This window comes from Haloferax sp. AS1 (assembly GCF_014530665.1).
Classification (GTDB): domain Archaea; phylum Halobacteriota; class Halobacteria; order Halobacteriales; family Haloferacaceae; genus Haloferax; species Haloferax volcanii.
Genome location: NZ_SPSA01000001.1, coordinates 112653 through 131112 on the forward strand (window position 1 = coordinate 112653; position 18460 = coordinate 131112).

17 protein-coding genes are annotated in these 18460 nt (G+C 67.9%); all 17 read right to left on the reverse strand.

Annotation, left to right across the window (positions count from 1 at the left end):
* Positions 1-31 precede the first annotated feature (31 nt).
* The 17 genes from E4P24_RS00555 to E4P24_RS00635 all read right to left on the reverse strand — a co-directional run bounded on the left by E4P24_RS00555 (position 32) and on the right by E4P24_RS00635 (position 18460).
* Positions 32-2236: an ATP-dependent DNA helicase gene (locus tag E4P24_RS00555; protein ID WP_188147969.1), complete on the reverse strand. Its 2205-nt coding sequence runs from the start codon at positions 2234-2236 to the stop codon at positions 32-34.
* A 142-nt stretch (positions 2237-2378) separates the two neighbouring features.
* Complete coding sequence (argF, locus tag E4P24_RS00560; protein WP_004065839.1) at positions 2379-3275, reverse strand: ornithine carbamoyltransferase; 897 nt, start codon at positions 3273-3275, stop codon at positions 2379-2381.
* A gap of 85 nt (positions 3276-3360) precedes the next feature.
* Positions 3361-4506 carry a [LysW]-lysine hydrolase gene (locus tag E4P24_RS00565; protein WP_004065836.1) on the reverse strand — a complete coding sequence of 382 codons (1146 nt, stop codon included), beginning with the start codon at positions 4504-4506 and terminating at the stop codon, positions 3361-3363.
* Positions 4503-5639, reverse strand: coding sequence for an aspartate aminotransferase family protein (locus tag E4P24_RS00570; RefSeq protein ID WP_004065834.1), 1137 nt, complete (start codon positions 5637-5639; stop codon positions 4503-4505). Before E4P24_RS00570 ends, E4P24_RS00565 begins: the two co-directional genes overlap by 4 nt.
* Positions 5636-6619 carry an acetylglutamate/acetylaminoadipate kinase gene (locus E4P24_RS00575; protein ID WP_006600849.1) on the reverse strand — a complete coding sequence of 328 codons (984 nt, stop codon included), beginning with the start codon at positions 6617-6619 and terminating at the stop codon, positions 5636-5638. Before E4P24_RS00575 ends, E4P24_RS00570 begins: the two co-directional genes overlap by 4 nt.
* A 54-nt stretch (positions 6620-6673) precedes the next feature.
* Positions 6674-7717, reverse strand: coding sequence for an N-acetyl-gamma-glutamyl-phosphate reductase (gene argC / locus E4P24_RS00580; protein ID WP_004045051.1), 1044 nt, complete (start codon positions 7715-7717; stop codon positions 6674-6676).
* A complete protein-coding gene (lysX, locus tag E4P24_RS00585; protein WP_115801979.1) occupies positions 7714-8589 on the reverse strand; it encodes a lysine biosynthesis protein LysX in 876 nt (291 codons plus the stop codon). The genes argC and lysX overlap by 4 nt, the downstream gene beginning before the upstream one ends.
* 1 nt (position 8590) lies before the next feature.
* Complete coding sequence (gene lysW, locus E4P24_RS00590; RefSeq protein WP_004045057.1) at positions 8591-8770, reverse strand: lysine biosynthesis protein LysW; 180 nt, start codon at positions 8768-8770, stop codon at positions 8591-8593.
* 293 nt (positions 8771-9063) lie between these two features.
* Complete coding sequence (argH, locus tag E4P24_RS00595) at positions 9064-10530, reverse strand: argininosuccinate lyase (RefSeq protein WP_188147970.1); 1467 nt, start codon at positions 10528-10530, stop codon at positions 9064-9066.
* A gap of 1 nt (position 10531) precedes the next feature.
* On the reverse strand, positions 10532-11749 hold the full coding sequence (locus E4P24_RS00600) for an argininosuccinate synthase (RefSeq protein ID WP_004065822.1): 1218 nt from the start codon (positions 11747-11749) through the stop codon (positions 10532-10534).
* Positions 11750-12248: 499 nt separating this feature from the next.
* The gene (locus E4P24_RS00605; protein ID WP_188147971.1) at positions 12249-13463 is read right to left on the reverse strand and encodes a cation:proton antiporter; all 1215 of its coding nucleotides are present in this window, start codon (positions 13461-13463) and stop codon (positions 12249-12251) included.
* Positions 13463-13948, reverse strand: coding sequence for a cation:proton antiporter regulatory subunit (locus E4P24_RS00610; protein ID WP_006600845.1), 486 nt, complete (start codon positions 13946-13948; stop codon positions 13463-13465). Before E4P24_RS00610 ends, E4P24_RS00605 begins: the two co-directional genes overlap by 1 nt.
* A gap of 43 nt (positions 13949-13991) precedes the next feature.
* Positions 13992-14594 (reverse strand): dolichol kinase, encoded by a 603-nt coding sequence (locus E4P24_RS00615; RefSeq protein WP_115801982.1) that lies wholly within the window; start codon positions 14592-14594, stop codon positions 13992-13994.
* A 6-nt stretch (positions 14595-14600) separates the two neighbouring features.
* Positions 14601-16385 (reverse strand): glycine--tRNA ligase, encoded by a 1785-nt coding sequence (glyS, locus tag E4P24_RS00620; RefSeq protein WP_115801983.1) that lies wholly within the window; start codon positions 16383-16385, stop codon positions 14601-14603.
* Entirely contained in the window at positions 16378-17232 is an 855-nt protein-coding gene (locus tag E4P24_RS00625; RefSeq protein WP_004065811.1) for a CBS domain-containing protein, read from the reverse strand. Before E4P24_RS00625 ends, glyS begins: the two co-directional genes overlap by 8 nt.
* Before the next feature lie 132 nt (positions 17233-17364).
* Positions 17365-17943 carry a hypothetical protein gene (locus tag E4P24_RS00630; protein WP_006600843.1) on the reverse strand — a complete coding sequence of 193 codons (579 nt, stop codon included), beginning with the start codon at positions 17941-17943 and terminating at the stop codon, positions 17365-17367.
* Positions 17944-18004: 61 nt separating this feature from the next.
* Complete coding sequence (locus tag E4P24_RS00635; RefSeq protein ID WP_115801984.1) at positions 18005-18460, reverse strand: hypothetical protein; 456 nt, start codon at positions 18458-18460, stop codon at positions 18005-18007.

An 18460-nucleotide genomic window follows, 5' to 3' on the forward strand; every position in this document is an offset into this window, starting at 1 on the left:
CTTTTCCGCGCCGAGCGCGACCCGCTCAGGCTCAGGGCCGCGGCGGGTCGCCGTCGTAGGCGTCGTGGTCGGTGTAGAAGTTCAGCATCGCGAACTTGAGTTTGTTCGGCGCGATATCGACCATCTCGGAGCGTTCCTCGACCGGGAACGACCCGCGGACGCCGTACTTCCCCATCGAGGTGCTCTCGCGGGTGTACCGCTTGTCGGCCAGCACGCGGACGCCGAAGTCGTCGGGCGCGCGGATGACCCGGCCGAGCGCCTGTCGGGTCTTTCGAATCGTCGGAATCTCGACGGCGTAGCGCCAGCCGGCGTCCTTTTTCCGACGGTAGACGCGGTCGTAGGCGTCCTGTACCGCCTCCAATCGCTCGGAGAGATGCGGGTAGGGTACGCCGACGACCACGACCGTTCGGGCGTCGTCGCCGTCGAAGCTCACCCCCTCCGCGAGCGTCCCCCACAGCGAGGTGAGAAGCACCGCGCCGTCCTCGGCGACGAACTCCCGGCGCATCTCCTCGGCGCGGACGCCCGGTTCGTCTAAAAACAGCTCCGCGTCGACGTTCGGGTTCGCCCGCAGGCGCTCGTGGTAGCGCTCGGCCTCGGCGTACGACGGGAAGAACGCGAGCGTGTTCCCCGGCGTGAAGCCGGCGGCGTCCGCGAGCACCTCCTCGACCGTCTCCTGTGTGCCGGGGTCGTCGCGCTCGGAGGAGAACAGCGCGGGCAGCGAGACCGAAAACGTCCGGCGGTTCTCCTCGGGGTATTCGAGGCCGTAGGCCATCGTCACCGGGTCGTCGAGGCCGAGCGTGCTTTCCGTCACGTCGAACGGGCGGAGCGTCGCCGACATCAGGATGCTCGCGTGAACCTCCTCGAACAGCTCCTTCGTGACCTCCCGCGGGATACAGGTGTACAGTTCCGCGCGGCCGTAAATCTCGTCGGTGCCGCCGTCGCGGCGGACCGACAGCATCGGGTGGCGGCCGAGTTCGTCGCCCAACTCCGTCCAGTCAGCGATGAAGTTCGCCGCCTGGAGCGTCTGGCACTCCTTGCGCGTCGTCGCCTCGCCGTTCTTGTACGCGTCTTCGTACTGCTCGTCTAACTGCTTGCCCAACTGGAGCGCGAGTTCGACCTCCACGTCGATGCCGCGGCCCTCGTAGGATTGTAGGAACTCCATCGTCAGGTCGTCGCGACGACCCTGACTGGCGATAGAGAGGTCGTACCAGTTCTCACCGACCTGCTCGCGCTCGCCGAAGCCGAACGCCGATTCGTAGCTGTCGCGCAGCGCGTCGAGGAACGTTCCGATGACGTTGCGGGCGCTCTCGGCCCGCGAGTCGTCTTCGTCTTCCAACTCGGTCATCGCGCTTTCGAGCGTGTTCTCGGTGAGCGCGCGACTCGCGTGGTCGCGGGCCGCGCCCTCGATGTTGTGCGCCTCGTCGAACACCGTAATCACGTCGTCGGGGTCGCGGTCCAACCATCGGAAGAACTGCTCGCGTATCATCGGGTCGAGCAGGTGGTGGTAGTTGCAGACGACGAGGTCGATGCCCTCCATGCCCTCCTTGAGCAGTTCGTAGCCGCAGAGGTTCTGCTTGCCCGCGTACTCGAAAATCTCGTCGGGCGTCCGCACGTCGTCGAACAGCCACTGGAAGAACTCGTCCGTGTTCCGCGTGAGGTTGTTGTAGTAGTGCTCGCAGTAGTTGCCTTCTTTCAACTCCTCCAGTTCGTCGTCGATGGCGTCGAGTTCGTCCGTGACGGCGCTTCGCGCGTCGGCCGCGCCGGACTCACCCTCTCGCATCCCGTCGAGGAGCGACTGCGCCTGCTCGGAGAGTTCGGCCTTGTCGGACTCCTTTTCGACGATGCTCCGGGTCGTATCGCGGAGGGTCTGACACTCCTGAAAACCCACGTCGATGTGGCACATCGAGGATTTCCCGCGGAACACCACCGCGCGGATGGCCTCCTCTCTGGTGATGGCGCGGGCGTCCTCGACGAACTGGCGCATCTGCTGGTGGACGTTCGTCGTGATGACGACCGTCTTGTCGTGCTCGCGGGCGTACGAGAGCGCGGGCACGAGCGCGGAGATTGTCTTCCCGGTCCCGGTCGCCCCTTCGAGGAGGACGTTCCGCTCGTCGCCGAGCGCGTCGGCGATGCCGGACATCGCCGCCTCCTGATTGGGGTACGGCTCGTCGTACGGGAAGAACCGCCACGCTCCGTCCGCGTCGCCGTCGTCGGGTGCGCCGTTGGCGTGGGCCACGGGAGAATCTCGGCCGCCATCCGATTAAAAGGCTCGGAGGCCTCGACACCGCCGGAGGCGACGGGAACGGTAGAGCGTACCTCCGCGCTCGACGGCGTCTTCTGAGAAGCTGCAAAGAGCCGCGACCGCCGTGGACCCGAATTTATTCGAGCAGTTCGACGATGAGACCCTTCTGGGCGTGCAGGCGGTTCTCCGCCTGGTCCCAGACGAGCGAGCGCTCGCCTTCGAGCACGTCGCCGGTAATCTCCTCGCCGCGGTGGGCCGGCAGGCAGTGCATGACCTGCGCGTCGGTCCCCGAGAGCAACTCCTCGTTGAGTTGGAACCCCTCGAACGCTTGCAGTTTCTCGTGGCGCTGGTCCTCCTGGCCCATCGAAATCCACACGTCGGTGTAGACCACGTCCGCGTCCGAAACGGCCTCCTCGGGGTCGGTCGTAATCGTCGGCGTCGAGCCGAGTTCGGCGGCCTTCTCGAGCACGTCGTCGTCGACGCCGTACTCCGGCGGGGTCGCCACGGTGAGGTCGATGCCGGCCATCGCACAGCCGAGGACGAACGACTGGCCGACGTTGTTGCCGTCTCCGACCCACGCCGCGGACACCTCGTCGAAGTCGCCGACGTGTTCGCGGATGGTGAGCAGGTCGGCGAGCGTCTGGCAGGGGTGGGCGTCGTCGGTCAGGCCGTTGATGACCGGCGCGTCGGAGTGCTCCGCGATTTCGAGGAGGTCCTCGTGTTCGAACAGGCGGACCATGATGGCGTCGCCGTAGCGACCCAGCACGCGCGCGGTGTCCGAAAGCGGCTCGCCGTGGCCGAGCTGGATGTCCTCGGGGCCGAGGAACAGCGCGTGGCCGCCCAGTTCGGTCATCCCCGTCTCGAAGGAGACACGCGTCCGGGTACTCGGTTTCTCGAAGAGCATCGCCAGCGTCGCTCGGGTGAGCTGCGTCTCGTCGTCGCCGGACTTGATGTCGGCGGCGCGGGTGAGAACGCGGTCTAACTCCGATGCGCTGATGTCGTCGATGTCGGTGAAGTGGGTGGTTTCGAGCATTGTGTCGTGTGTCGTGTCTCCGTGTCGGTTCGTCGTCTCGGGTGTCTGGTCGTCGTCGCCGTTCGCCTCCGTCGCTCGTCTCGTCTCAGTCGTCCGCGAGGCGCTCGCAGACGTCGACGAGCACGTCGATGGCGCTGTCGAACTCGGCGAGGTCGAGATGTTCGTTCGGGGCGTGGTCGAGGTCCGAGTCGCCGGGGCCGTAGGTCGCCATGGGGCAGTCCCACGTGCCGGCGAAGATGTTCATGTCGCTGGTCCCGGTCTTGCGGAGGAGCCGGGGCTTCACGCCGCCGACGTTGCGGATGGCGACGCGGAACGCCCGCGCCACGTCGGTGCGGGGGCTCATCATGACCGGCGGGATGGGCTTGTTCCAGTGGACGCCGCCGCGGGTGAGTTCGCTTTCCGCGACCTCGCGCACGTCGTCGATGGAGAGCCGCGGCGGGACGCGGAACTGCACGTCCACCGTCGCCTCGACCGCGAGGCCGTCTTCCGTCGGGCCGCCGTCGAACGTCACGGGCTTGGTCGTCACCGTGTCGAAGACGCCGTCGCGGTCCTCGTCGAAGAAGTCGGCCACGCGGGACCACCACGCGACCGCGGACTGGATGGCGTTCTCCTCGGGGCGCGAGGAGTGACCCAGTTCGCTCGTCGAGATGTACGTCCCGGAGAGGAACCCGCGGTAGCCGAGCGTGACGCCGTCCCAGCCCGAGGGCTCGCCGTTGACGACCGCGTCGGGCTCCTCGCGGTCCTCCACGAGGTGCCACGCGCCGCGCGAGGAGGTCTCCTCGCCGACGACGCCGACGAACGAGACGCCCGTCTCGACGGCCGCCGCGGCCATCGAACAGAGCGGGCCGGTCGCGTCGACGCTGCCGCGACCCCAGAGCACGCCGTCTTCTATCTTCACCGGCACGTCGCCGGGGACGGTGTCGATGTGGGAGGTGAGAAGCACCGCGTCGTCGGCCGGGGCGCGGACGTTGCCGATTTCGTCTATCCACACCTCGCGGTCGTGCGCCTCGAAGAACGCCTTCAGGACCTCGGCGGCCGCCTCCTCGTCGCCCGACACCGAGGGCGTCGAGACCATGTCGTAGAGGAGGTGGCGCGCGTCGGCCCACTCGCCCTCGTCGAGGGCGTCGGTGTCGGCGTCCGCGTCGACCTCGGCGTCGGCCGCCGTCTCGGCCGCCGACTCCGCTTCGGTCTCCGACTCGTCGTGTCCCTCGCGGTCGATTTCGGCGTTCATGATAACACGTTCGTCATGGCGTCGACCGCGCGGTCGGCGTGTTCTTCCTCGATGACGAGCGGCGGCAGGAACCGGACGACCGTCCGGCCCGCGGGGAGCGCGAGCAACTGCTCGGACAACGCGAGGTGCTTCAGCGTGCGGTTCGCGCCGCGTTTGACCTCGACGCCGACCATGAGGCCGTCGCCGCGGACCTCGCGGACCGGTAGGTCGTGTTCCTCGACGGCGGCTTCGAGTTCCGTCGTGAGGTAGTCGCCCACCGCGGCCGCGTGGCCGGGCAGGTCCCCCTCGACGATGGTGTCGAGGGTGGCGTTCGCCGCCGCGCAGACCACGGGACCGCCGGAGAACGTCGAGCCGTGGGACGCCGCGCCGTCGGCAATCCAGTCGGCGCAGAGCGTCGCGCCGAGCGGCAGGCCGTTGGCGATGCCCTTCGCGCTCGTGAGGATGTCGGGGACGACGCCGGCGTTCTCGCAGGCCCACAGCGACCCGGTGCGGCCGATGCCGGTCTGAATCTCGTCGAAGACGAGCGCCGCACCGGCGTCCTCGGTCAGGTCGCGGGCGGTCTGGAGATACTCGGCCGTCGCGGGGTTGATGCCGCCTTCGCCCTGAATCGGTTCGAGGAAGACCGCGGCCGTCTCGTCGTCGACGGCCTCGGCGAGTTCCGCTTCGTCGCCGTAGCTGACGAACTCGACGCCGCCGGCGACCGGTTCGTAGGGCTTCTTGTACTTCTGTTTCCACGTGAGCGCGAGGCTCCCGAGGGTGCGACCGTGGAAGGCGCGCTTCGTGGCGACGATTTTCTGGCGGCCGGTCGCGGAGCGGGCGAACTTCATCGCCGCCTCGTTGGCCTCGGTGCCGGAGTTACAGAGCCAGACGTTCGAGATGTCGCCGGGCGCGAGCGTCGCCAGCTTCTCGTACAGTTCCGTGCGGACCTCGACGGGGTACGACGCCTGCACGTAGGTCAGCTTCGCGGCCTGCTCCTGAATCGCGGAGGTGACAGCGGGGTGGGAGTGGCCGAGCGCCGCGACGGCGTAGCTCGCGCCGAAGTCGAGGTACTCGGTGCCGTCGTCCGAGTAGAGATACGGCCCCTCGCCGGACTCGATGGCGATGGGTTTCTCGTTGAAGACGAAGCCGCTCATTGTTCGGCCTCCTCGGCTTCGACCAGCGCGCCGGGCGTCACGTGCGTGCCGCCGCCGTTGAGCGCCGTCACGATGGGGTCGTTCAGGTTCGCGTCGGAGACGACGACCTCGGCGGCCCCGCCGTCGAGCGCCTCCTTCGCGGCCATGACCTTCTTGGTCATGAACCCTTCAGCGGCCGATTCGAGCGCCGAGAACGCCTCGGGCGTGTCGGCCGTCTCGATGAGCGTGGACTCGTCGTCGGGGTCGGCGTAGACGCCTTTCACGTCGGTGAGGACGACGAGTTTCGCGCCGAGCGCGCCCGCGACCGCGGCGGCGGCGCGGTCGGCGTCGGCGTTGACCGGCACGCCGTCGTCGGCGAGCATCGGAACGGTCACGATGGGCGTGTAGCCGCCGTCGAGGAGGGTTTCGAGGAGCGTCGCGTTCACCGAGGTAATCTTCCCGGAGTGGTCGCCGCGCTTGATTTTCTTCTTGCCGTCTTCGACGACGCGGACGGCCGATTTGCGCGGCCCGGTCAGGAGGCCGCCGTCGACGCCCGAGAGGCCGAGCGCGTCGACGCCCGCCTCGCGGAACAGCGCGGTCAGGTCGGTGTTGAGCTTGCCGGGCATCACCATCGAGAAGACCTCCATGGTGCGCTCGTCGGTGAAGCGGCCGGAGACGCCCGAGGGCGACTCGACGTACGTCGGCTCCTCGCCGAGTTCTTCGAGCGTCTCGTCGACGGCGGTCGAGCCGCCGTGGACGACGACCACGTCGGTGCCGTTGGCGACGAGGTGGGCCACGTCGGAGACGGCTCCCTTCGGGTCGACGGCCTTCGCGCCGCCGATTTTGACGACGACCGGCGGCTCCTTGCCGCCGTCAGCGCGGAGCGCTGACGAGGTACCGGAATCTCCGATTCCGATACCGCCGTCGGCGATGAGGTTGTCTTCGTTGTCGACGAGCTGTTCGTGTGCCGCGAGCAGTTCCTCGCGTGTGTATCCTGTCATAGTCGAAATGGTGCGTAAATCGTGGGTCGGGGCGAGCGTTCGGGGGCGGTGCGGTCAGGGCGAGCCGACGGGGTGGAAGCCGGTGAAGTCGAGTCCGGCGGTCTCGTCCAGCCCGAGCGCGATGTTGGCGGCGTGGACCGCCTGCCCCGCGGAGCCTTTCATCATGTTGTCGATGGCCGAGAAGACGACGAGTCGTCGGTTTCCGGGGTCGACTTCGAAGCCGACCTCGCCGTAGTTCGTCCCGGCGACCGACTTCGGTTCCGGGTAGCGGTAGACGCCGCCGCCGCCGGCGACGGTGCGCACGAACGGTTCGTCGCCGTAGGAGCCGCGGAACGCTTTCCACATGTCGCCCTTCGAGACGGGGCCGTCGGGGAAGACGTGACAGGTCGCCGCCGCGCCGCGGACCATGTCGACCGCGTGGACGGTAAACGAGACCGAGAGGCCGAGGTACTCCTCGATTTCGGCCTCGTGGCGGTGGCCGGTCGGCGCGTAGGGGCGGACGATGCCCGAGCGCTCGGCGTGCGACGACGCCTTGCTCGCGCCCGCGCCGCCCTCCGACGAGCCGACTTTCACGTCCACGACGACCTGCTCGTCGCCGGCGAGGATGCCGGCGTCGAAAAGCGGCTTGAGGCCGAGAATCGTCGCGGTCGCGTTACAGCCGCCCGCGGCGATGAGGTCCGCGCCGGGGAGGTTCTCGCGGTTCAGTTCGGGGAGCGCGTACTCCGATTTCTCCAGATACTCGGGGCAGACGTGGCCGTCGTACCACTCGTCGTACTGCGCCGCCTCGGAGAGACGGAAGTCCGCAGAGAGGTCGACGACGGTGTCCGCCGCGTCCTGAAAGGCGTCGATGTGCTCCATCGAGACGCCGTGGGGCGTCGCCGTGAACAGCACGTCGACTGATTCGAGGTCCTCCGGCGAGGTGAAACGGAGGTCGAGGTGACGAAGGTTCGGGTGGACGTGACCGACGGTCTTGCGCTCGTAGGAGCGGCTCGTCGCCTGTTCGACCTCGAAGTTCGGGTGGCCGTCGAGCAGGCGGAGCAGTTCGCCGCCGGTGAAGCCGGAGCCGCCGACGACGCCCGCGGTGAGTTGGTCGCTCACGCCGAGACCTCCGCCAGCGACTGCTCGCCGTCGACCTTGGCTTCGAGCCAGTCGACGACCGTCGCGGGAACGTCCGTCTCGACGGCGTCGTTGAGCGCCTTGAACTCGACGGTGTGGTTGACCTCGTGGACGGTGTAGCCGTCACCCGTCTCCATGAGGTCGACGCCGAGCAGGCCGCCGCCGACCGCGTCGGACGCCTGCTTCACGAGTTCCTCCGCGCGGTCGTCGAGTTCGAACTCCTCGACGCTCGCGCCCTTCGCGGCGTTCGTGAGCCAGTGGTCCGACGAGCGGACCATCGCGGCCACGGGTTCGCCGTCGGTGGCGAGCACGCGGATGTCGCGGCCCGGCTTCTCGACGAACTCCTGGATGTAGAACACCTTGTGCTCGTAGTTTCCGAGCGTCGACTTGTGTTCGAGGATGGCCTCGGCGGCCGCCTCGGAGTCGATTTTCGCCATCAGGCGACCCCACGAGCCGACGACCGGCTTGAGGACGCAGGGGTAGCCGAACTCCTCGACGATGTCCATCGCCGAGTCGACCGTGAACGCCACTTTCGTGTTCGGCGTGGGCACGCCCGCGTCCGCGAGCGCGAGGCTGTTTTTCGCCTTGTCGGCGCAGATGTCGGCGGTCTCGTGGGAGTTGACGACCGGGATTCCGTACGACTTCAGGAAGCGCGTGATGTAGATGCTCCTGCTCGTCGCCAGACAGCGGTCGACCACCACGTCGAGTCCGTCGAACGATTCCGGCGGCTCCGTGAGGTCGAACTGCTCTTTCCGAACGTCTATCTTCGTCACCTCGTGGCCGCGGTCGCGAAGCTCGTTGAGAAGCAGCTTCTCGTCGCGGCGAATCCGGGAATAGAGCAGTCCAACGTGCAATTTACTCTCCCCAGTCCTCTTCGAGTTCGGGCGCTTCTTCGAGTGTCACGGGGTCGAGGGAGACGACTTCCAGCTCTGCGCCCGTGGCGGGGCTGTCGATGATTTCACCGACTTCGACGTCGGCCGGCAGCTCGATTTCCTCTCCGCTCAGCGGGTCTTCCGCGGTGATGGTGTCGCTCATTACATCCGTGGCTGGTCGACGGACGGTATTAAAGCCGTCGAAAATTACGCGAGAAAAATTAATGCAAAGAAGTCTCTAACGGGTGTTATCTGTCGAATCGGCCGACGATACGGGTCGACCGAACGACGCGTCGAGCTTGGGTGCCACGCTCACTCGACGCCGGAGACGGGACCGGTCGTCGGACCGGTCGGCCCGTCCCCCGCGTCGGTCGTGGTCGTCGGAGCCCCGCCGGTCGTCGCGGCGCGACCGCTCGGGGTCGTCGGAGCGGGCCCGCGGGCGTCTCGCGTTCGGACTCAGACATAGCTCGAAACCTCCTCGTCGAGACCCTCGGCGGCCGCCGCGAGCGAGTCGCGGGCGTCGGCGACGGCCGCGGCGTCGTCCGAGAGCTCGTCGCGGGCCGTCGAGAGCGTCGCCTCCACGGCGGCGGGCGCGGGCCCGCCGACCGAATCGCGACTCGCCACGCTCTCGGTCGGGTCGAGCGCGGCTTCGACGGCCTCGGCTGTCACGTGCGTAAAGAGTGACTCACCTAATACGTCCGTAGCGACGGCGTCAAGTGTTGCCACGTCGGGCGTTCCCTCGGAGCGGGCGGCCGCCTCCGCGACGACCTCGTGGGCCGTGCGAAACGGGAGGCCGGCCATCGCCAGCAGGTCCGCCACGCCGGTCGCGGTCGAAAAGCCGTCGCCCGCGGCCGCTGCGAGTTCGTCTTCGGGCCACGTCGCCGACGCCACCGCGCCGGCGGCGACCGCGGCCGCCTCGCCCACGTCGTCGACGGTGCGGAACGCGTGTTTGTGGGCGCGCTGGAGGTCGCGGTTGTACGCGCGCGGCAGGCCCTTCAGCGTCGTCAGGAGGCCGGTGAGTTCTCCGACCGCGTCGCCCGCGACGGCGCGGACGAGCTCCATCGTGTCGGGGTTCTTCTTCTGCGGCATGATGGAGGAGGTCGACGAGTAGTCGTCCGACAGCTCGACGAGCCCCTTGTTCGAGAATATCACGAGGTCCTCGGCGAGGCCGGAGAGCGTGACCGCGTGGGTCGTGAGCGCCGACAGCGTCTCCGCGAGGAAGTCGCGGGTCGCGGAGGCGTCCATCGAGTTCTCCATCACGCGGTCGAAGCCGAGCAGGTCGGCGGCGAGTTCGCGGTTCACGTCGAAGGGCGTCCCCGCGAAGGCGGCCGACCCGAGCGGCGACTGGTTGATGCGCTCGTACGCACACATGAGGCGGGCGCAGTCGCGGGCGACCGCCCGTTCGTACGAGAGCAGGAAGTGCGCGACCGTCGTCGGTTGCGCGGGTTGGAGGTGCGTGTAGCCGGGCATCACCGTCTCGGTGTGTTCGGCGGCCGTTTCGACCAGCGACTCGCGCAGGGCGAGCGCCGCGTCGAGGGCCGAAAGCACGTCCTCGCGCAGGCGGTAGCGGATGCAGGTCGCCACCTCGTCGTTGCGCGAGCGGGCGGTGTGCATCTTCCCGCCGTCGGGGCCGACGATGTCGATGACCGCGGCCTCGATGGCCTCGTGGACGTCTTCGCCGCCCGAAAGCGAGTCGTGGCCCGCGGCCTCGACCTCGTCCAGCGCGGCGAGAATCTCGCTCGCGACCTCGGACTCGATGATGTCCTGCGACGCGAGCATCACGACGTGCGCCCGGTCGACGGCGAGGTCGGCCTCGAAGATGCGTTCGTCGGCCGCGAGGCTCGACATGAACCCGCGGGCGGGGCCGCCGCTGAAGCGGTCCCGGCGGATGACGCCCTCGGAGTCGCCGTCCTCGCCTGCCATCTTACTCGTCGCTACCGCCGTCTGCGGCGAGTTCGGGCTTTGCTTTCTTCGTGTTCTGGTTGGCGAGACGCGCCTGGAAGCCGTGGTACTTGGCGACGCCCGTCGCGTCGGCCTGCTCGATGCCGTCGACCGTCTCCGTGTTGAAGGAGGCGGCGGACTCGGAGTAGGCGGCGTACTCGGACTCGCGGCCGACCGGGCGGGCCTGTCCGCCCTCGAACTTGATGGTCACGGTGCCCGTGACGCGCTCTTGGGTCTTTTCGAGGAAGGCGTTCAGCGCGCCCACGAGCGGGGCGTCGACGAGGCCCTCGTAGGCCTTCTGGGACCACTCGTTGTCCACGGTGGCCTTGAAGTCGCGTTCCTCCTTCGTGAGGACGAGCCCTTCGAGCGCCTCGTGGGCGTTCAGGAGCGTCGTCGCGGCCGGGTGCTCGTAGTTCTCGCGCACCTTGAGGCCGAGCATGCGGTCTTCCATCATGTCCGTGCGGCCGACGCCGTGCTTGCCGGCCTTCTCGTTGAGAAGCGAGATGAGTTCGAGGGGTTCGAGCTCCTCGTCGTCGACGGCGACCGGGTAGCCGTCTTCGAACGTGATTTCGATGAGTTCCGTCTCGTCCGAGGGCTGGTCGGTCCACTCGTAGATGTCCTCCGGCGGGACGTAGCCGGGGTCTTCGAGGTTGCCGCCCTCGATGGAACGGCTCCAGAGGTTCGTGTCGATGGACCAGACGCCCTCGTTGCCGCCCTGCACCGGGAGGTCCTTCTCGGCGGCGTACTCGATTTCCCACTCGCGGGTCATGCCCATCTCGCGGACGGGCGCGATGACTTCGAGGTCGGAGGCGCGCCAGACCGCCTCGAAGCGGAGTTGGTCGTTACCCTTGCCCGTACAGCCGTGGGCGATGCCGTCGCAGTCCTGCTCCTCTGCGAGTTCGAGGATGGCCTTGGCGATGACCGGGCGCGCGAGCGCGGTGCCGAGCGGATAGCCCTGATAGTCCGCGTTGGCGCACACCGAGTCGAGACAGAGCTGTGCGAACTCCTGTTTCGCGTCGACGACGTAGTGTTCCAGTCCGAGGGCCTCGGCCGTCTCGTAAGCCTCCTCGAACTCCTCTTCGGGCTGGCCGACGTCGACCGTGACGCCGACGACTTCGTCGTATCCGTACTCCTCTTCGAGAATCGGGACGCAGACTGTCGTGTCGAGTCCGCCCGAGAACGCGAGTGCGACTTTCTTCATGTACTCGTCTGTGGCGGGGACACACAGATAAATTCTTTGCATTCAGTTTATGAAATTAAAAGGTAGAGATGCCTATGGGCACGAAAACAGGATATTAGCGATTTCGACGTGTCCCGAAGGAGATGATGATTGTGGCCCTAAAGGGCCCGTCGTCGGGGTCGGACAGCCGCGGCTCGCAGCGGGGCAAAAGTGGCGCAAGTGCTGCGAGTCGCCATGGTTGTGAGACGCTACGACGGCTTCCCTATTAAACGCTTCCGGCGACGCAAACGTTTCCTCAGTCGAGCAACTCCCCGGCGAGTTCGACCAGCAGTTCGTTGTCGACGAGCGCGAGGACGAGCGCGATAACCGCGACCACGACGACTGCGATGATGAGCCACTCGATAAGGGTCATAGCACCCGCAACGTGACGGCTCCTCGGGTAAGTGTTCTGTGGCCGGTCGGGTCAGTCGAGTCGTTCGAGTCGGCCGCCGCCGATGGGCAGAACCCGCGCCGGGGCGACTCAGGCGCTCTCCGCCGAGGCCTCGCCGTCAGTCTCGCCGCCGCGGAAGACCAGACGCTCCACGAGGTCGGACCGCTGCATCAACACCGTGCCGAGGGCGCTCATGACGAACACGTAGCCGACGGCGAACGCCGGGATGATGTCGCGCATCACCGGCGTCGTGCCCGCGGCGGCCAGCGCCGCGATGACGAGCGAGAACTCGCCGCGGGGGACCAGTCCGACGCCGACCCGGAGCGACCGGTGCGCCGAGAGGTCGTACGCCCGACCGCCGAGATAGCCCGAGAGAACCTTCGACGGCGTCGAGAGGACGACCGCGATGGCGAGCGGGACGGCCGCCGCCGCCAACAGCGTCGGGTCGGTGCCGAGCCCAATCCAGAAGAAGAACACCGCGGCGAACACGTCGCGCACGGAGACGAGCAGGTGTTCGAGTCGTTCCCGGTGGCCGCTCGTCGAAAAGCCCATGCCGACGAAGAACGCCGCGACGGCCTCGCTCACCCCGAGCGCGAGCGCCGCGCCCGAAATTGGGACGACGACCGCGAGCGCCCGCAGGACGAACGCCTCCTGGTTCTCTACGTCGAGGACGCGGGCGAACAGCGCCGTCCCGTACTGGACGGCCACGAACAGCAGGCCGAGGAAGCCGAAGGCGGTGGCGAGCGACCGCCCGATGGCCGCGACGCCGCCGTCGCCGCCGAGCACGAGCGAGGTGACGACCGCGAGGTAGACCGCGATGGCGAGGTCCTCGAAGACGAGCGTGCCCAAAATCGGCTCCGACTCGGGGTCGGCAATCCACCCGAGGTCGATGAGCGTCTTCGTCACGATGGCCGACGACGAGATGTAGACGATGCCGCCGAGCAGGAGCGCCTCGACCGGCGACCAGCCGAGGACGAGGCCGATGGCGACGCCGATGGGGAGGTTCACCGCGAGGTCGATGACGCCCGCGCGGCCGATTTTCGCCCCCGACGACCGGAGTCGGTCGAGGCTGAACTCAAGGCCGAGGAAAAACAGCAGGAGGACGATACCGAGTTCCGCCAGAACCGTCACGACCTCGCCGTTCGGGACGTACGGGAGGCCGAACCGCCCGGCGACGTACGGCCCGGCGACGACGCCGCCGACGACGTAGAGGGGAATCACCGACAGACCGAGGCGGAGCGCGACCGCTCCGACGACCGCGAGGACGGCGAACAGGTAGCCGAATTCGAGCAGCGCCGCCGCCATCAGGCCCCTTTGACGAGCGCGACGAAGTCGCGGCAGGCCGTCTTGGGACCGATGACGACGAGCGTGTCGCCGGCTTCGACCATGGCGTCGCCGCCGGGCGAGGTGACGACCTCGTCGCCCCGCTCGATGGCGATGACGGACGCGCCGGTCGCCTGCCGGAGGTCGGACTCGCCGAGCGTCTTGCCCGCGATGTCGGAGTTCGCGCCGACTTCGACCCACTCGATGAGCGTGTTGTCGCCCAGCAGCGTCTCGATGGTCTCCGTCTGGACCGGCTGGAAGTACGCGCCTTCGAGGAGCGTCCCCACCTGTCGGGCGAGTTTGTCGGTGAGCTCGAACAGCTTCTCGGAGTCGCTGTCGGCGCTCGCGCGCCGGAACACCTCCCGCTTGCCGCTGTTGTGCGTCACGATGACGAGCCGGGAGCCGTCGCCGAGGTCCACCTCGTGTTTCTTCCCGACGCCCGGAAGGTCGCTCTCGTAGACTGTCATGGCTCGACGATTGGCGAGCGGGCAAAATAAAGCCGCCTTCCGCTCAGGTGAGCAGCCAGAGCGTCGCCGCGATGGCGGTGCAGGCGACCGGCGGAATCGAGAGGTTGTCGTCGATGACGTAGCCGGCGACGACCGGCTTCGCGCCGTCGGCCAGCGTCGCCCCGGCAGCGCCGGCGGCCGCGGCGAGGCCGCCCGCGACGACCCCCGAGACGGGAATCACGAACGGCGCGGCGAGGGCGAAACAGACCGCGAACATCGCCGCGAGCGTCCGCGCCGACTTCAACTCTCCCACCGGTGCGGAGCCCATCAGGCCGCTTATCGGGTCACCGATGGTGAGCATGAGCATCCCCGGAACCGCGATGTGGGGGCCGAACACCAGCGCGACGGCCGTCTGGCTGTAAACGTACAGCGCGTAGCCGGCGACGTTGTCCTGTTCGTACTCGCGGGTGAGTTCGTCGTAGACCGCCCATTCGAGACCGCCGAACAGCCGGAGCAGTTCGAGGACGCTGACGACCGCCGCGAGGAAGACGAACAGATACCCGAGGGTACGCCACTCGACCAGCCCGAGGAGGTACAAAAGCGGCATCCCCGAACCGCTCGCGTGGACCAGTCGCCGTTTCACCTCGGCGGTGCTCGGTCGCCCCACGGCGGGTTACGCCTCGACGACCTCGTTGTCGTCGAGCACGTCGTCGAACGAGGCGGTGCCGGCGCGCAGGCCGACGAGCGTTCCGACGAGGTCGTCGACGGGCAGCCGGACCTGCTTGCCGCTGTCGCGCTCGCGGATAGTGACGGTGTCCGCGCCGTCGCCTTCCAGCCCGTCGCGGTCGATGGTGATGCAGAACGGCGTGCCCACCTCGTCCTGTCGGCGGTAGCGCCGACCGATGCTGCCGGAGTCGTCGTAGACGACCGCGAAGCCGGCCGCGCGGAGCTCTTCGGCCACGTCGTCCGCGAGGTCGACCAGCTCGTCGACGTTGCTCACGAGCGGGAAGACGCCGACGTTCGTCGGCGCGACCGACGGCGAAAGCGAGAGGTAGCTCCGCGCCTCGCCGTCGACCTCGTCGGTCTCGTACGCGTGCGCGAGAAGCGTGTACACCGTGCGGTCGATACCGAACGACGGCTCGACCACGTGGGGCGTGATGTGCTCGCCCGCCTCGGTCTGCGTCTCGACCGAGAAGTTGGCCACGTCGGTGTCGACGGTGATTTCCTCGCCGTCGACGTCGAGGGTCACCTCGTCGGCGTCGAAGGCGTCGGGGTCGCGCTCGGCGAGCGTCTCCAGCGCCTCGGCCACGTCGGCGGCCTGCGCGCCGAACTCGGGGCCGAGCGTCGCCATGTCGGGGTCGACGACGGCGCGCTCGACCGTCTTCGGCTCGTCGTACTGCTGGAAGACGGTGAAGTCGTCGTCGCCGTACTCGCCGTGCTTCGAGAGGTCGTAGTCGCTCCGGTACGAGAAGCCCGCGATTTCTATCCAGTCGCCGTCGACCTCGCTTTCGGCGTCCCAGCAGTCCGAGGAGTAGTGGGCGCGCTCGCCCGCGAGGTGCTGGCGGAAGCGGAAGCGGTCCATGTCGACGCCGACCGTCTCGTACCACTCCTGGGCGATGCCGAGGAAGTAGCCGAGCCACGCGTTGCCGATGATGCCGTCTTCGACGGCCTCGCCGATGGTCGTCTCGACGTAGTCGCCGTCGTCGGCCTCCTGTTCGGTCGCGGGGTACAGAAGCACCTCCACGTCCTCGACCGCCGAAAGGTCGGCCTCGTCGCGCTCGGGGTCGATGAAGTGTTCCAGTTCGGCCTGCGTGAACTCGCGGGTGCGGACGATGCTCTTCCGCGGCGAAATCTCGTTGCGGTAGGCGCGGCCGACCTGCGTCACGCCGAACGGGAGGCTGTTGCGCGCGTACTCCTTGATGCGCGGGAACTCCACGAAGATGCCCTGCGCCGTCTCGGGGCGGAGGTAGCCCGGCGTCGACGAGCCGGGGCCGATGTTCGTCTCGAACATGAGGTTGAAGTCCTCGACCGACTGGCCGACGAGGTCCGCGCCGCAGGTCGGACAGACGAGGCCGAGGTCGGCGATTTTCTCCGCCGCCGCCTCAGGGGATAGCGTCTCGGCGTCCTCCAGTTCGGAGTTGTCCTCGATGAGGTGGTCCGCGCGGTGGGACTCGCCGCATTCGGCGCACTCGACGAGCATGTCGTCGAAGCCGTCGAGGTGGCCCGACGCCTCGAAGACGGGCTCGGGCATGATGGTCGGCGCTTCGATTTCGAGGTTACCCTCCTGGACGGCGAAGCGCTCGCGCCACGCCTCCTCGACGTTGGACTTCAGGGCCGCGCCCTGCGGGCCGTAGGTGTAGAAGCCGCCGACGCCGCCGTAGGCCTCCGAAGAGCCGAAGAAGAAGCCCCGGCGCTTGGCGAGTTCGGTGAGCGCGGCGGACTCGTCGCCCTCACTCATACAGCGCCTCCAGCAGGTTGATGTCGCGGACGACGCCGATGAGTTCGTCGCCGGAGACGAGCGGAATCTGCTCGATGTCCTCGCGAATCATCGTCTGGGCGGCGTCCTTGGCGGTGGCGCGCGTGGCGACGCTCACGAGGTCGTCGGTCATGAACTTCGACACCGGTTCGGCCGGTATCTCGACGTTCCGGGTCGGGATGTAGCGATTGCCGACCGCCTTGATGCCCTCCCACATCCACTCGTCGTCCTGATTGGCGACCGAGTCGCCGGTGCCGGCCTCGCCTTCGACGACGCGGGCGACCTCGATGATGTCGACTTCGGTCACGATGCCGGCCAGCGAGGCCTCGTCGTCGAGGACGACCGCGTAGGGCACGTTCGCGTAGAATATCTCGCGCTCGACGATGTGGAGCGGCACGTCGACGTACGTGGTGTTCACGTCGCGGGCGGCGACGTCACCGACCTCGGTCTCGCCGTCGATGTCGCCGCGGGCGATGGCCCGGACCACGTCGGTGACGGTGAGGATGCCCTCGATTGCGTCGCCGTCGACGACGGGGATTCGGCGCGCGTCCTCCGAGACCATCGTCGCGGCCACCGCTTCGAGGTCGTCGTCGGCGCTCGCGGTCGGCACCTCGCGGACGAGCACCGCCAGCTGGTCCTCGTCGGGGTGTTCGATGAGGTCCTCCCGAGAGATGAGGCCTCGGTACTTCGTCCCCTCGTCGGTCTCTTTCACCACAGGAACAGAAGAGAACCCACGCTCTTGGAGGTATTCCAGCACGTCGTCGCGCGTGCCCGGCAGGGACACCGTCACGACCTCCTCACCGCGGGTCATCGCGTCGGCTACTTTCATACACCCGCTTTCTTCCCCCCGCCTAATGTACTCTGCGAACGCTTTCGCCTCGCTGACAGGCGTCCGCCGCCGCTCGCGAGGGTCGGAGGACAGACGATGCGCACGCGGCGCAGAAGCGGAACGGTCCTCGGCTCAGTTCTCGTCGCCTTCGCCCTCGTCGTCGCTGTTCGGCGCGTACCGCCGAATCGCGTCGAGGTTGGGGAAGAACTTCTCGGGGTCGTCGTGTTCGACGACGCCGACGACGGTGCCGTCGAGCTTCTGGAGGTAGGAGTACATCCGCCCCTCCTCGACGGCGACGGTCGCACACTCGAGCGCCTCGCGGAGGTCCCACGCGCCCGCGATGAAAATCGCGGTCTCGGTCTCCGGCGAGAACAGCGCCGTCACGATGTAGACGCGGCCGTCGTTCTCCGCGCGGTACACCTCGTACTCGGGGAACGAGGTCGCTTCGAACAGGTCGGCGACGGTCTCGGCCTTGTCGCCGGGGATGACGTACGCGAGGCCGAACGCCCCCTCGCCGCCTTTGCCGCTGGAGGGGCCGAACGGGCCGCTGTCACCCGCCGGGATTCGGACCGTCTCCCACCCCTCGTCCTCGAACTCGTCGGCCATCGCTGTCATGTCGTCGAGCGTCGCGCCCCACGCCTCGCGGCGACGGTCCGCATCGCTCGCGATCCGTTCGGCCTCGGGCGTCTCGTCGTCTCCGAGCTCGGCCATACCCGTTCTGGACGACGTATATGGTAAAAGGCATCGAAGGTCACGGGTGGTCCCGTGCCGGTCAGTAGTTGAGTTCGAAGACGACTTCCATCGCGTACGAAGTCGCGAGGATACAGACCGACGCGAGGAGGAGCTTCACCCCGCTCGACGGCCGCTCGTCGCTGTTCGCCGGTCGCAGTCGCGGCGGGAGTATCGCGTCGAGCGCGTCCCCGACGAGCTTTTCGACGCCGACCGGTTCGTCGCTCCCCGAGAACAGGCCGCCGTCGCTGCCGCCGCTGCCGCCGTTACCGTCGTTTCCGTCCCCGTGTTTCCACGCCGCCTTCGGGCGGACTTTGAGCGACGCGTAGCCGAACATGGCGAACCCGAGAAAGAACATGAGCCACTTCGCGCCGGGCAGTCCGTTGCCGGCGAGCGTGCTCACGACGGCGGTCACGACGAACACCACGCCGGTGAGGGAGACGGCGTAGACCACGGCGTCGATGGCCTTGACGCCGAATCGGCGTGGGTCGAACTCCAT

Coding starts and splice junctions, on each gene's coding strand:
- argF (WP_004065839.1), bottom strand. CDS start 3,275: ATGCTCGAAACCACCCACTTCACCGACATCGACGACATCAGCGCATCG.
- E4P24_RS00565 (WP_004065836.1), bottom strand. CDS start 4,506: ATGAACGCCGAAATCGACCGCGAGGGACACGACGAGTCGGAGACCGAA.
- E4P24_RS00570 (WP_004065834.1), bottom strand. CDS start 5,639: ATGAGCGGCTTCGTCTTCAACGAGAAACCCATCGCCATCGAGTCCGGC.
- E4P24_RS00575 (WP_006600849.1), bottom strand. CDS start 6,619: ATGACAGGATACACACGCGAGGAACTGCTCGCGGCACACGAACAGCTC.
- lysW (WP_004045057.1), bottom strand. CDS start 8,770: ATGAGCGACACCATCACCGCGGAAGACCCGCTGAGCGGAGAGGAAATC.
- argH (WP_188147970.1), bottom strand. CDS start 10,530: ATGGCAGGCGAGGACGGCGACTCCGAGGGCGTCATCCGCCGGGACCGC.
- E4P24_RS00600 (WP_004065822.1), bottom strand. CDS start 11,749: ATGAAGAAAGTCGCACTCGCGTTCTCGGGCGGACTCGACACGACAGTC.
- E4P24_RS00605 (WP_188147971.1), bottom strand. CDS start 13,463: ATGGCGGCGGCGCTGCTCGAATTCGGCTACCTGTTCGCCGTCCTCGCG.
- E4P24_RS00610 (WP_006600845.1), bottom strand. CDS start 13,948: ATGACAGTCTACGAGAGCGACCTTCCGGGCGTCGGGAAGAAACACGAG.
- glyS (WP_115801983.1), bottom strand. CDS start 16,385: ATGAGTGAGGGCGACGAGTCCGCCGCGCTCACCGAACTCGCCAAGCGC.
- E4P24_RS00625 (WP_004065811.1), bottom strand. CDS start 17,232: ATGAAAGTAGCCGACGCGATGACCCGCGGTGAGGAGGTCGTGACGGTG.
- E4P24_RS00630 (WP_006600843.1), bottom strand. CDS start 17,943: ATGGCCGAGCTCGGAGACGACGAGACGCCCGAGGCCGAACGGATCGCG.
- E4P24_RS00635 (WP_115801984.1), bottom strand. CDS start 18,460: ATGGAGTTCGACCCACGCCGATTCGGCGTCAAGGCCATCGACGCCGTG.